This window comes from Nocardia sp. NBC_01388, from assembly GCF_045040085.1.
Lineage (GTDB): Bacteria > Actinomycetota > Actinomycetes > Mycobacteriales > Mycobacteriaceae > Nocardia.
In genome coordinates this window covers 3,413,246-3,426,091 of the sequence record NZ_CP109553.1, presented here as the reverse complement: position 1 = coordinate 3,426,091, position 12,846 = coordinate 3,413,246, and the positions used below count along the sequence as shown (strand labels likewise).

Below are 12,846 nucleotides of genomic sequence, written 5' to 3'. Positions count from 1 at the left end.
CGAAAGCGCGGGGTATCCCGTGGACCGGCCCACCCTCGCGGACGATCCGGGACGCGGCCGGCGTATCAGCCTCGATGTCGGCACCGTCCGCATCGGTGTCGCCTCCAGTGACCCGGACGGTATTCTCGCCACCCCGGTGGAGACGGTGCCGAAGGCGAAAAAGGTCGCGCCAGGCACCCTCTCGCCCGATCTCGCGCGAATTGCCGAGATTGTGCGGGAGTACGAGGCCGTCGAAGTGATCGTCGGCCTGCCGCGCACCTTGCGCGGGGAGAGCGGCTCGTCGGCTAAGCTGGCGGCCACCTTCGCGGGGCGTTTGCGGACCCTGGTCGCGCCGATCCCGGTGCGACTTTCCGACGAACGTTTGACTACGGTGTCTGCTGCACGCGCGTTGCGGGACAGTGGAGTTCGCGCGCGCGGGCAGCGGCAGGTCATCGATCAGGCGGCCGCCGTGTCGATCCTGCAGGGTTGGTTGGACGAACGGAGTGCAGCATTGAAGCCGCGCGGTGATGGTGATCTTGCATGACCGACCGCTGGACGCGAGCCGAGGAACGCTACCGGCAGAGCGCTGAACACCGCTACCGTCGTGACGATCTGGAATGGTCGGAAGCCGACGATTACGAAGACGACACCACCGTCATCCCGCGCTACGAGGATGAGGACGAGGAGCCCCTGCTCGAGCCCGAGCCGCCGCGCCGCCCGGCGCCGCAGCGGCCCGATCGCGGACGTCCCGCGAAACCGCGCGGGTCCCGGGCATCGGCCGGGCGCAGTGGTGGCCGCGGCGGCGGGCGCTCGGGCGGGCAGCGCCCGAAGCGCTCCCGTGTCGCCTCCCGCAAGGCCGCCGAACGCAAGCGCCGCCGTCGTAATATGTGGGTCATCGGCGCGGTGCTGGCCGTATTGTTCGTCGGCGCAGCCGGTTTCGCGTCGTGGAAGTTCATGAACCGCTTCTCCCCGGCCGAGGACTTCGCCTCCGGTGCGCAGGGACCGCTGGCGGTGGTGCAGGTCAAGCCTGGCGATACCGCCACCCAGATCGCCGAAACCATGCACACCAAGGGTGTTGTCGCCAGTAGCGCCGCCTTCTACGAGGCGGCCGTGCGCAATGACAATATGAATGCGGTGCAGCCCGGCTACTACGCCATACCCGCGCACAGCAAGGCGTCGGAGGCCGTGGTCGCCCTGGTGACCCCCAGCTCCCGGGTCGGCAATGTGGTGATCTCCGAGGGCCGGCAGCTGCACGACTCCAGCGATGTGACCACCAATGCGCGCAAGGACGGCATCTACCGCAAGATCGCCGATGCCAGCTGTGTCGGTGCCGGCAGCACCGCCAAATGCGTGACCTACGACCAGCTCGAGGCCGCGGGCGCCAATACCGATCCGGCGGCGCTGGGTGTGCCCGCCTGGGCCCTGGACCGGGTGCGCGCGGTGCCCGATCGCTCGCGCCAGCTGGAGGGCCTGATCGCCGCGGGTACCTGGGATTTCGATCCCAGCGCCGCGCCCGACCAGATTCTCAAGCAGCTGGTGACCGCGAGCGCCGCCAGCTACGAATCGACCGGTCTGCTGCAGTCCAATGCCGCCAACGGTCTCTCGCCATACGACACGCTGATCGGCGCGTCGCTGGTGGAGCGGGAAGCCCTGCCGCAGGACATGTCCAAGGTCGCGCGCGTCATCCTGAACCGGCTCAAGGCCGAGCAGCCGCTGCAGTTCGACTCCACCGTCAACTACACGCTGCCGAGCACCGAGGTCGCCACCACCGACGCCGACCGCAATCGCAAGACGCCGTGGAATACGTACGCCATGTCGGGCCTGCCGGTCAGCCCCATCTCCGCGCCGTCGCTGGATGCCCTGCGCGCCATGGAGAATCCGACCCCCGGCACCTGGCTGTACTTCGTGACCGTCGATAAGCAGGGCACCACCCTGTTCACCGACAACTACAACGACCATCTGCGCAATATTGAAAAGGCCAGGCAGAGTGGAATTCTCGACAGTGGACGGTAATCGCCGGGTGGCCGTGCTGGGCAGCCCGATCGCGCATTCGCGCTCGCCGCAGCTGCATCTGGCGGCCTATCGCGCGCTGGGCCTGGACTGGACCTATGAGCGGGTCGAGTGCACCGCCGAAGAGCTGCCCGGCTTTGTCGACGGCCTCGGCCCGGAATGGGTCGGGCTGTCGGTGACCATGCCCGGCAAGGTCGCCGCCCTCGCCTACGCCGATGAGCGCACCGAGCGGGCCGAGCTCGTCGGGTCGGCGAATACGCTGGTGCGCACCGATACCGGGTGGCGCGCCGACTGCACCGATGTGGACGGGGTGCGCGGTGCGCTGGAAGGCGCGGGCGTCGAGGAGATTTCGAAGGCCGTGGTGCTCGGGGCGGGCGGCACCGCGCGCCCGGCGCTGCTGGCCCTGGCCGAACTGGGCGCGCATACGGTCACCATCGTCGCCCGTGATGCGGGCCGCGCGGCCGATACCCTGGAACTGGCGGAGCGCCTGGGCCTGTCGGCCGAAGTGATCGGATTCGATCCGGACAGCCTGGGTTTCGTGTGTTCGGATGTCGATGTCGTGGTGAGCACCGTCCCGGCGACCGCAGCCGCCGTCGTCGCGGACGCGGTGGCCCAGGCCCCGGTTGTCCTCGACGCCATCTACAACCCGTGGCCCACTCCGCTGGCGGAGGCGGTCACCCGCGCGGGGCACACCGTGATCAGTGGCCTCGACATGTTGCTGAATCAGGCTTACGACCAGGTTGAACAGTTCACGGGCAAGCCCGCTCCGCGCGCCGAAATGGCTGCGGCACTGCAGGACTGAGGCTAACCGGCCGGTTGCGGCTCGAACGCGCTGCGGAATGTGAAGGCGTGCGGCGTCGGCCCGTTCGCCTCGAGGTGTGTGAGGCGCGCCATGGCCTCCTCGACGGTCGGGGTGTGGCCGATCGGAACCCACCACAGCACGGTGACGGCCTTGCCGAGCGGGACGAACCATTCGCGGCGGCGGCGCAGGAATTCCATGTGCGCGCTGCGGTACACGTAGTCGAAGAGCGCCTGGCGCGACTCCCACATGCTGATATTGATGAGCATGTCCGGATCGGCCGTATAGGGGCGCAGCGAGGTCGCATTGTTCGACTCGCCGTCCACCAGGCGCCAGACGAAGCCGGGGGAGGCTTCGGCGACGGCATTGATCCGGTCCAGTTCGGCATAGAACTCCGTGACCTGCGGGTCGCCTTCGGGTGCGACGAGGCGCCCGGTATTGAGCTGAGCGAGATGCATATCTCTACTATAACTAGTCATTATTTGTTTTAGAAAGGCTTACGCAGCATCTGCCCGGCGCCGGATCCATCCGAGCCGTCCACCCGGCCTCGGTGGCCGGGCCCTCGAGCAGTGCGAGGTTCATGCCGCAGACCAGCGGCGGGAAGTCCACGGCCAGCCGGTGAAAAGGGCAGTTGCGCAGGCGAATCACCGCACCGCCGAGGTACGGCTCATAACCGCGCTCGCGCAGCGCCTCCATCAGGTCGCGACCCGCGACCGCCGGACCGTGCTGTGCGGCGGCCGCCGCGACGGCGTCCTCGAGTCCGGCATGTTCGATCACCTCGGCGAGAACCGTTGCGAGCGTGCGATAGTCGCGGGCGGGCAGGCTGATCGCGAACTCGGCATCCGCGCGGCGGTAGAACTTCGCCGGACGCCCCGAACCCGGGCCGGTCTTGCCCTCCGGTCGCCGGAACACCGCGTCGAGCAATCCGGCCTCGGCGAGTTTGTCGAGGTGGAAAGCGGCGAGCGGCCGCTTGATCTCGGCGGCGGCCGCAGCCTCGTCGCGGCTCACATCGTGGTCCGCGGCGGCGACATGCTCATAGAGCCGCCTGCGGATCGGATCCTGCAGCAGGGCGACGGCCTCGATGCTCGCGGAGCTTTCGTCAGTGCTCACCATGCCTTTTTGACTTCCTCTCACCGGTAAGGGTGGGATTCCGGCCTGCACGGCTTACGCCGCGCTTCCGGCGGGTTCCTGCTTCACAGCTGGTCGCTCGACCGAAGTCGAGTCTGACACCAACTCCACAGGCGTTGGCCTGTCCGCCTGCCCGGCGGCCAGAATGTTCTTCGCGGCGTTGAGATCTCGATCATGGGTTGCTCCGCATCGGCAGGTCCACGCACGGACGTGCAATGGTTTCTTCCCGTCGATCACTCCGCACACTGAGCACAGCTGAGACGATGGGAAGAACCGGTCGATCTTCCCGAAATGCCGTCCTCGGCGTGCGGCCTTCTCCTGCAACATGGTCGTGAACAGGCCCCATCCGGCATCGTGTACAGACTTCGCCAACCGTGTCCGAGCGAGACCCTTGACGCACAGATCCTCGACGTACACCGCTTGATTTTCGCGGATAATGATCGTGGACTGCTTGTGCGCCCAGTCCTTGCGGGTGTTGGACACCGTGGCGTGAGCTCTGGCGACCTTGACACGCGCTTTGTTGCGATTTTTGCTGCCTTTTTTCTTGCGGGACAGTGACTTCTGAAGCTTTCGCCACTTGTGTTCGGCGTGCCGCAGAAACTTCGGCGACTCGATCACCTTGCCGTTCGACAGGACCGCAAAGGCGCTCAATCCCAAGTCGATACCCACCTCGGACTCGACTGCCGGTAACAGCTGATCCTCGGTCTGCAATACGAATGACGCGAAATAACGGCCCGCTGCGTCCTTGATGACTGTCACCGACGAAGGCTCCGAGGGCAACTCGCGCGACCAGCGGACTGGCACTTCGCCGATCTTCGGCAACCGCAATTTCCGGCTCGCTGTGATCGTGAAGCGGGCGTTCCGGGTAAATCTGACCGTCTGTTGGTTGTCCTTGCGGGAACGGAACGTCGGTGGCGCGACCTTTGCGCCCTTGCGCTCGCCTGCGGCCGAGTTGAAGAAGTTGCGGTACGCCGTGTTCAAGTCCGCCAGTGCTTGCTGCAACACCACCGACGACACCTCGGCCAGCCATGCGCGTTCTGGAGTCTTCTTCGCTTCGGTCAGCCGCTGGCTCAGTTCCCTGTCTGACAGATACGGCAGGTTGTTTTCCCGTGCATCTCGTCGGGCACGCGGTGCGTCGTTGAAAACGACACGCGCGCAACCGAACGCTTTCGTCAACGCCTCCTGCTGACCCACGGTCGGGTAGAGGCGGAAGCTGTATCGAAGCTGCACCACCACAAACTACCGGCACCGGGTGTTCACGGTCGTGCATCTCGTCTGGATGGAGGAAGTTATGCGCGATGTGTGTGCGCCGACACGGGCTAGCCTGCGGGCGTTCCACCTCTGCCGTTGAAGTGCGGGAGCATAAGCCACCTTCCGGAGGCGGCGTGTCGGGTGGTGTCGCGGTGCCCGTCGGGGCCGTGTCGGAACGAACGGGATACAGTTCTAGAACGAGTTTCAGTTCGAACGAGCCGGTTCGCAGGTTAAGGTGATCATCATGAATGCGTGGGTGTTGCGCGCCGTTGTACTGGGAGCGCTGACCGTTGTGCTGCGTACCCTGCTCGGCTTCGCGATGGTGTACTGGCCGACCAATGGTGCGTGGATGCGAATGTTGTGCCTGTTGGTCATGGTGGTCGCGGTGGTCGCCTGGGGCGTTCTCGACGGGCGCGCCGATCGGCGGAAGAACGTCGAACCGGAGGACGGCGCGGATCTCACCATGCGCTGGCTGAAGGCGGGCCTGGCCGGTGGACTGGGCAGCGGCCTCGTCGCCTGGATCCTGGGCTTCGTGCCGAAGTTCGATCTCGGTTCCAACGGGCTGCTCTTCGAGATGACCTCGGGCGCGTCCTTCATCATCCTGCTGATCTTCATCCCGGCCATGATCGGTGTGGCCATCGGCCGCTACCTGGTCGGCCGTGAGCACAAGAAGAGCTCGGGCACGCCGGACGACTCCGTCTCCCTGAACAAGGAGCCGGCGAGCGTCTGACCCGCCCGGACATCATGCAGAACGCCCGCAGTCGATATCGACTGCGGGCGTTGCTGTGCGAAATCCGTTGTGAGCGGACGCCTTCGCGCTGACTACAGCAGGATCGCGCCGCCGGTGCTGCCCTCGCGGGCGACCGCCGAGTAGGCGGCGGCCAGCAGCGACGGGTCGGGGCCTTCCAGGCGGCCCGGCTTGGCCAGACCGTCCAGGACCACGAAGCGCAGTACGCCGGAGCGGGTCTTCTTATCGGTCTGCATGGTGTCCAGCAGCTGGGGGAGCGCGTCGGCGTCGTAGCTGGTGGGCAGGCCGACGCTGGCCAGCACGCTGCGGTGGCGTTCGGCGGTGGCATCGTCGAGACGACCCGCGAGGCGGCCGAGTTCGGCGGCGAAGACCAGGCCGACCGAGACGGCCGCGCCGTGACGCCAGCGGTAGCGCTCGCGGCGCTCGATGGCGTGGCCGAGGGTGTGGCCGTAGTTGAGGATTTCGCGCAGATCCGATTCCTTGAGGTCGGCGGCGACCACATCGGCCTTGACCTGCACGGCGCGGCGGATGAGTTCGGGCAGCACCTCGCCGGTCGGATCGAGCGCGGCCTGCGGATCGCGTTCGATCAGCTCCAGAATGACCGGGTCGGCGATGAAACCGGCCTTGATGATCTCGGCCATGCCCGCCACGATCTCATTGCGCGGCACCGTTTCCAGCGTCGCGAGGTCGACCAGTACCGCGGCCGGCTCGTGGAAGGAACCGACCAGGTTCTTGCCCGCCTCGGTATTGATACCGGTCTTACCGCCGACGGCCGCATCCACCATGGCCAGCAGGGTGGTCGGCACGTGCACGATATTCACACCGCGCATCCAGGTGGCGGCGACGAAGCCGGACAGGTCGGTCGCCGCGCCGCCGCCGAGGCTGATGATCACATCCTTGCGGGTGAGACCGATGCGGCCGAGTACCTCCCAGCAGAAGCCCGCGACGGCCAGATCCTTACCGTCCTCGGCATCCGGAATCTCGATGCGGTGCGCGTCGATACCCTTGTCCGCCAGCGCCTTCCGCACCACCTCCGCGGTCTCGGCCAGCGGCGGCTGATGGAAGATCGCGACGGTGCGCACGGCGGAACTGCGGGTCACCTCGTCTACCAGGTCGCCCAGCAGACCACGCCCGATAATCACCGGGTACGGGTCGGCGGTGCGGACCTCGATGCGGGTCGGCTCGCTCATAGGGGCTGCTCCGATTCTTCTCGTGCGGATTGTTCTTGTCCGTATTCGGGTCCGGTCCGAGCGCGCGCCCGCGCCCGGCGGGCCCGAGCCCGCCGCGACCGCCCGGCCCCCGGCGCACTCTGCGTCCCCGAATCCTGTTGTTCAGCAGCCGAATTCGCAATAGCGCCCCCGGTCGTGGCTTGCGTTCCTTCCGCCGCTGCGCTTCGGGCTGCGGATCGCCGATTGGCGGCAGCCCTGCGACGACCGCCACGCGTCGAGGCCCGTGGGGAAGCGTCGGAGTCGGTTGGCTGGGCTGCTGCGGGGTTGGCATCCGAGCCCGCGGAACCTCTTGTGGCGGAGCCGGAATCCGGCCGCGGTTCGCCCGCTCCCGAGGCGCCGCCCTTCGCGATCGCTGCGGCGCTGCTGCCGTCCGTGGCATCGGCCGTCGTGGCGCCGGTGGCGGGACCCGCCGGGCGGCGGCTGCGGCGGCGAGACCGGCGGCTGCGGCGGGCGGGTTTGGCCGTGGCGTCGTCGGGACCGGTCTCGGAGTCCGGGTCGGCGGGGGTCGACTGTGCGGAGGTGGCCGGAATTGCCTCGGGTGCTGCGGCACTGGGTTGGGTGGGGGCTGCGCTGTCGGCGCGGCTGCGGCCGCGGCGTCGGCGGCGGCGCGAGCGGGAACGGCTGGAGTCGTTCGGTTCCAGGGGGACGGGCGGCAGGTCGGGGGTCGTATCCTCTTGCGGCAGAGTCGATTCCAGGCCGAGCTTGCCGAGGATCATTTTGACCACGCGGCCGGGGCTGCGGCCGTCGGTGCGCACGCGCACGCTCGCCACCTCGCGGTAGAGCGGGCGGCGGATCTTCATCAGCTCGCGGTATTTGGCGCCCGGATCGGCGCCGTTGAGCAGCGGGCGGTTGGTGCTGGCCCCGGTGCGCCGAAGTCCTTCGCCCACACTGATTTCCAGGTACACCACGGTGCGGCCGCGGAGTAGTTCCCGGGTGGTGGCCGAGAGCACCGAGCCGCCGCCGAGGGAGATGATGCCGTGTCCGGCCAGGACGGCGTCGCGCACCACCTGTTCCTCGATGCGCCGGAACTCCGGTTCCCCGTCCTCGGCGAAGATTTCGGGAATGGTGCGCCCGGTCTGCTCCTCGATCCCGGCATCGGTGTCGTAGAGGTCCACGCCGAGTTCGCGTGCGAGTTTGCGGCCGATCGTCGACTTACCCGCACCGGGCGGACCGATCAGCACCACACTCGGCGGCTGCTGATCGGTTTCGCCGGTCACTGTGGCGCGTTGCCCGAGGGAACGTGCGGGCGCGCGTTGATTCGCTTCAAGTAGCCGTTGATGTTGTCGACGGTTTCCGGCAGCGAGTCGCCGCCGAACTTCTCCAGCACCGCCTGGGCCACCACCAGGGCGACCATGGCCTCGGCGACCACACCGGCCGCCGGCACCGCGCACACATCGGAGCGCTGGTGAATGGCGACAGCCTCGTCACCGGTGGACATATCGACCGTCGAGAGTGCGCGCGGCACGGTGGAAATGGGCTTCATGGCGGCGCGCACCCGCAGCGGCTCGCCATTGGTCATACCACCCTCGAGCCCGCCCGCGCGGTTGGTGGAGCGCAGCACACCGTCGGGGCCGGGCTTCATCTCGTCGTGCGCCTGGCTGCCGCGGCGGCGCGCGGTCTCGAAACCGTCACCCACCTCGACACCCTTGATGGCCTGAATCCCCATGAGCGCGCCCGCGAGTCGCGAATCCAGGCGCGCCTCACCGCTGGTGAACGAACCCAGTCCGACAGGCAGCCCCTCGATCACGACCTCGACCACACCACCGAGGGTGTCGCCGTCCTTCTTGGCGGCCTCGATCTCGACGATCATGGCGGCCTCGGCCGCTTTGTCGAACGCCCGCACCGGGCTCTCGTCGATGGCGTCCAGATCCGCGGCGGTCGGCACGAAGCCGGTGGTATCGGCCGCGGTGCCGATGGACACCACGTGCGAGATCACCTCGACCCCGAGCGCCTGCCGCAGGAAGTTCTTGGCCACGGTCCCGGCCGCGACGCGCGCGGCGGTCTCGCGGGCGCTGGCGCGCTCGAGCACATTGCGGGCGTCGTCGAAGCCGTACTTGAGCATGCCCGAGTAATCGGCGTGCCCGGGCCTGGGACGGGTGAGCGGCGCATTGCGCGCCAGCTCGGCGAGCTCGGCCTCGTCCACCGGATCGGCGGACATGACCTGGGTCCACTTGGGCCATTCGGAATTGGCGACCTCGATGGCGACCGGCCCGCCCATGGTGCGGCCGTGGCGCACGCCGCCGACCAGGGTGACCACATCGGCCTCGAACTTCATCCGGGCGCCACGGCCGTAGCCCAGACGCCGGCGGGCCAGCTGTGCGCCGACATCGGCAGAACTCACCTCGACACCGGCCACCATCCCCTCGAGGATGGTGACAAGAGCAGGGCCATGGGATTCTCCGGCAGTTATCCAGCGCAACACGAGTTACATCTTTCCACGTGAATACGGTTACCCGGACACGCGGTCCGGCGTGACCCGGGTCATGGTGCGGCAAACAGGGCGGTCACGCCGTGGCCGACCGTGCGGTCACGGCGTGGCAAGGAGCGCAAGCACACTGGCGGCGCACATGGCGGGACCGTGTGCGACGGTACCGATCGGCGGGTCGGGGCCCGCCGAATCCCGGGGTCGTACCGCCTGCGCGAGCAGCAAGCCGACCCCGGCCAGCGCGGTGATCGCGGGTGCGGCCAGCGCCGCCCACACCCAGGCGTGCGCGCCGCCCAGTGCGGTCGCCGCCCCGAGCCCGAGTGCGAGTTTCACATCACCGGCCCCGAGTGCGGCCGGGGCACACAGATGTACGAGTAGATAGGGCACGGCGAGCAAGAGCGCACCGAGCGCCACGGCTGCCGGACGACCGATAGCCGAGCCGTAGCAGAGCACGGCGACCGCACCGGGCAGCGTCAGCGAATTCGGCAGTCGCCGCACGCGCAGATCGATACAGCTGAGCGCCGCGCACCAGGCGGCGAGGACGAGCAGTGGCAGCAATCGCATAGATCGAGCCTGCCGCCCCGGACGCCGCCGTGGGCGGCGCAATCACGAATTGTGGAGAACCACTTGGCATGTGAACAACCAGGCTTTCGCCCAATTCGGGCATCTACGTGTTGGGTGTCGGTGTTGCGGCGTGTCGGCGGTAGCTTGGACGCATGTCTGCTGACCACGATCCGGGCGGGCGGCCCGATTACGCGGCGCGCCGGGCCAACCTGCGGAACCTGCTGGTCGAAAACCGCGTCGACGCGCTATTGGTCACGGACCTGATCAATATTCGCTATCTGACCGGTTTCACCGGATCGAATGCCGCACTGCTGGTGGATTCCTGGGACAGCTCCGAGGACCGCACCGTCATCTGCACCGACGGCCGCTACATCACTCAGGTCGGCGAGCAGGTCCCCGATCTGCGGGCCGAGATCAACCGGGCCAGTGCGCGCCGCGTGGTGCAGATCGCGGGGGAGTGGCAGACCGGCAGAGTCGGTTTCGAGAGTCACGTGCTCACCGTCGAACAGCATCGCGGCTTCGAGGGCCTGGTCACCGGACTCGAACTGGTCGCGGTCTCGGGCCTGGTGGAGCAGCTGCGCATGGTGAAGGACGCGCATGAGGTCGCCCTCCTCGCCGCCGCCTGCGCCGCCGCGGATACGGCCCTGGCCACCCTGCTCGAGCGCGGTGGGCTGCGCCCCGGTCGCACCGAACGCCAGGTCGCGCGCGAGCTGGAGTGGCTGATGTTCGAGCACGGCGCCGATGCCATCGCCTTCGAGACGATCGTGGCCACCGGCGCGAATTCGGCCGTCCCGCACCATCGTCCGACCGAAGCGGTGCTGGCCACGGGTGATTTCGTGAAGCTGGACTTCGGCGCGATGCTCGGCGGCTATCACTCGGATATGACGCGCACCTACGTCCTGGGTCAGCCCTCGGACTGGCAGCGCGAGATCTACGACCTGGTCAGCGCGGCGCAGCAGGCGGGCCGCGAGGCCCTGGCCCCCGGCGTCTCGACCCGCGCGGTCGACGCTGCCGCCCGCTCCGTCATCGAGGCGGCGGGCTACGGCGAACTCTTTGTGCACGGCCTCGGACACGGTGTCGGCCTGCAGATCCATGAAGCGCCCGGAATCGCCAAAACGGGCACGGGTACACTTCTCGATGGCGTGGCGGTGACCGTCGAGCCAGGTGTGTATTTCCCCGGCCGCGGCGGAGTCCGGATCGAGGATACGCTCGTGGTTCGCCAAGGGGGCCCGGAGCTGCTCACCCGCACCAGCAAAGACCTGACCGTCGTCGAATGACGCCGGTCTGCCAGCGCGGCGAGCCGCGAATGGAACTAGAACAGGAGATCCGAGGACAGTGGCGGATACCAGCGACTTCAAGAACGGCCTCGTGCTGAAGATCGACAACAATCTGCAGCAGATTGTCGAGTTCCAGCATGTCAAGCCGGGTAAGGGTCCCGCCTTCGTGCGTACCAAGCTGAAGAACGTGGTCTCGGGCAAGGTGGTCGACAAGACCTTCAACGCCGGTGTGAAGGTGGAGACCGCGACGGTCGATCGTCGCGATATGACCTACCTGTACCACGATGGCTCGGACTTCATCTTCATGGATGGCGAGACGTACGACCAGATTCACCTGCAGGAGGGCACTCTCGGCAAGAACGCGGGCTTCCTGCTGGAGAACATGCAGGTCCAGATCGCGATGCACGAGGGTGAGGCACTCTTCGTCGAGCTCCCCGTCGCCATCGATGTCGTGGTCACCCACACCGAGCCGGGTCTGCAGGGCGACCGCTCCAGCGCGGGCACCAAGCCCGCCACCGTGGAGACCGGTGCGGAAATCCAGGTGCCGCTGTTCATCAATCAGGGTGACAAGCTGCGCGTCGATACCCGTGACGGCTCCTACATCAGCCGCGTCAACTCCTGACGCGCGGATACTGGTGACCGTGGCCAATCAGCCCCAGGACAAGAAGTCCGCGAGTTTCAAGAAGCTGGGTGCGCGACACAAGGCGCGCCGACGTGCGGTCGATCTGCTCTTCGAGGCAGAAGCCCGTGACATCGACCCTGCGGAACTGCTGTCCGAACGCGTCTCGCTCTCCGTGCGGGACGATTCGGTGGCCCCGGTGAACCCCTACACCCGTGTGCTGGTCGAAGGCGTTGCCGACGATCTGGACCGGGTGGACGGCACCATCGAGTCCTACCTGCAGGATTGGGCCCTGTCCCGGCTGCCCGCCGTGGATCGTGCCATTCTGCGGGTGGCGGTGTGGGAGTTGTTCCACGCCAATGACGTTCCGCCCGTGGTGGCGGTGGATGAAGCGGTGGAGCTGGCCAAGGAGCTCTCCACCGACGATTCGCCCTCGTTCATCAACGGTGTGCTCGGTCAGGTGGTGCAGGTCGCGCCGCAGGTCCGGGCCGCGGCGGCCGCAACCCGCGCCCCGCACCGCACCGACGACGAACAGAATTAATTAGGGAGAGGCGCAGGGTGCGCAAGTACTTGGTGCTGGCAATGCGCACCCCGCGCTTCGATCCGGCTGTGGCACAGCCTCATCGGGAGTGGCTCGACGGCGTCCGCTCGCGCGGGCAATTGGTCGAGACGGGCAAGTTCACCGATAACAGCGGTGGCGCCTATGTCGTCCTGGCCGAAAACCTCGATGCCGCCCGGGATCTGGTCTGCACCGATCCCATTCACACCAGCGGCGCATCGGAACTCACCGTGTACGAGTGGGAAATCACCGGCTGAG

General features: G+C 67.5%; 14 protein-coding genes and 1 pseudogene. 8 read left to right on the top strand and 7 right to left on the bottom strand.

What is annotated here, in order from left to right; translation table 11 throughout:
- Positions 1-19: 19 nt before the first annotated feature.
- The 3 genes from ruvX to OG716_RS16920 are packed head-to-tail and all read left to right on the top strand — an operon-like array spanning position 20 to position 2,791.
- The gene (gene ruvX / locus OG716_RS16930; RefSeq protein WP_355120317.1) at positions 20-523 is read left to right on the top strand and encodes a Holliday junction resolvase RuvX; all 504 of its coding nucleotides are present in this window, start codon (positions 20-22) and stop codon (positions 521-523) included.
- On the top strand, positions 520-1,992 hold the full coding sequence (gene mltG / locus OG716_RS16925) for an endolytic transglycosylase MltG (RefSeq protein WP_405138539.1): 1,473 nt from the start codon (positions 520-522) through the stop codon (positions 1,990-1,992). Before ruvX ends, mltG begins: the two co-directional genes overlap by 4 nt.
- Positions 1,967-2,791, top strand: a complete 825-nt coding sequence (locus tag OG716_RS16920) for a shikimate dehydrogenase (RefSeq protein WP_405138538.1) — start codon at positions 1,967-1,969, stop codon at positions 2,789-2,791. The genes mltG and OG716_RS16920 overlap by 26 nt, the downstream gene beginning before the upstream one ends.
- Before the next feature lie 2 nt (positions 2,792-2,793).
- Here OG716_RS16920 and OG716_RS16915 read toward each other — a convergent pair whose 3' ends face one another.
- From OG716_RS16915 to OG716_RS16905, 3 genes are read right to left on the bottom strand one after another with little or no spacing between them, the layout of a single operon-like run.
- Positions 2,794-3,246 carry a DUF3291 domain-containing protein gene (locus OG716_RS16915; protein ID WP_405138537.1) on the bottom strand — a complete coding sequence of 151 codons (453 nt, stop codon included), beginning with the start codon at positions 3,244-3,246 and terminating at the stop codon, positions 2,794-2,796.
- Positions 3,247-3,259: 13 nt separating this feature from the next.
- The gene (locus OG716_RS16910) at positions 3,260-3,901 is read right to left on the bottom strand and encodes a helix-turn-helix transcriptional regulator (protein ID WP_405138536.1); all 642 of its coding nucleotides are present in this window, start codon (positions 3,899-3,901) and stop codon (positions 3,260-3,262) included.
- Between the two features lie 51 nt (positions 3,902-3,952).
- Positions 3,953-5,146, bottom strand: coding sequence for an RNA-guided endonuclease InsQ/TnpB family protein (locus OG716_RS16905; RefSeq protein WP_405138535.1), 1,194 nt, complete (start codon positions 5,144-5,146; stop codon positions 3,953-3,955).
- A gap of 265 nt (positions 5,147-5,411) precedes the next feature.
- Here OG716_RS16905 and OG716_RS16900 point away from each other — a divergent pair, with 265 nt between their 5' ends.
- On the top strand, positions 5,412-5,897 hold the full coding sequence (locus OG716_RS16900; RefSeq protein WP_405138534.1) for a B-4DMT family transporter: 486 nt from the start codon (positions 5,412-5,414) through the stop codon (positions 5,895-5,897).
- A gap of 92 nt (positions 5,898-5,989) precedes the next feature.
- Here OG716_RS16900 and aroB read toward each other — a convergent pair whose 3' ends face one another.
- From aroB to OG716_RS16880, 4 genes and pseudogenes are all read right to left on the bottom strand, one after another.
- Entirely contained in the window at positions 5,990-7,105 is a 1,116-nt protein-coding gene (aroB, locus tag OG716_RS16895) for a 3-dehydroquinate synthase (protein WP_327145645.1), read from the bottom strand.
- A 737-nt stretch (positions 7,106-7,842) separates the two neighbouring features.
- A pseudogene (locus OG716_RS16890) lies at positions 7,843-8,361 on the bottom strand (shikimate kinase); the annotation flags it as partial.
- Entirely contained in the window at positions 8,358-9,566 is a 1,209-nt protein-coding gene (gene aroC, locus OG716_RS16885; RefSeq protein WP_355120303.1) for a chorismate synthase, read from the bottom strand. The pseudogene OG716_RS16890 and the gene aroC, both read right to left, overlap by 4 nt.
- A 105-nt stretch (positions 9,567-9,671) precedes the next feature.
- Positions 9,672-10,133, bottom strand: a complete 462-nt coding sequence (locus OG716_RS16880) for a prepilin peptidase (RefSeq protein WP_405138533.1) — start codon at positions 10,131-10,133, stop codon at positions 9,672-9,674.
- Between the two features lie 152 nt (positions 10,134-10,285).
- On the opposite strand from OG716_RS16880, the gene OG716_RS16875 reads away from it, so the two are divergent.
- Genes OG716_RS16875 through OG716_RS16860 form a run of 4 tightly spaced genes read left to right on the top strand, consistent with a single transcriptional unit; the run spans position 10,286 to position 12,845 of the window.
- Positions 10,286-11,410: a M24 family metallopeptidase gene (locus OG716_RS16875; protein ID WP_405138532.1), complete on the top strand. Its 1,125-nt coding sequence runs from the start codon at positions 10,286-10,288 to the stop codon at positions 11,408-11,410.
- A 58-nt stretch (positions 11,411-11,468) separates the two neighbouring features.
- Complete coding sequence (efp, locus tag OG716_RS16870; protein WP_327145649.1) at positions 11,469-12,032, top strand: elongation factor P; 564 nt, start codon at positions 11,469-11,471, stop codon at positions 12,030-12,032.
- Positions 12,033-12,051: 19 nt separating this feature from the next.
- The gene (gene nusB / locus OG716_RS16865; protein WP_405138531.1) at positions 12,052-12,570 is read left to right on the top strand and encodes a transcription antitermination factor NusB; all 519 of its coding nucleotides are present in this window, start codon (positions 12,052-12,054) and stop codon (positions 12,568-12,570) included.
- Between the two features lie 17 nt (positions 12,571-12,587).
- Entirely contained in the window at positions 12,588-12,845 is a 258-nt protein-coding gene (locus OG716_RS16860) for a YciI family protein (RefSeq protein ID WP_405138530.1), read from the top strand.
- Position 12,846: the final 1 nt, after the last annotated feature.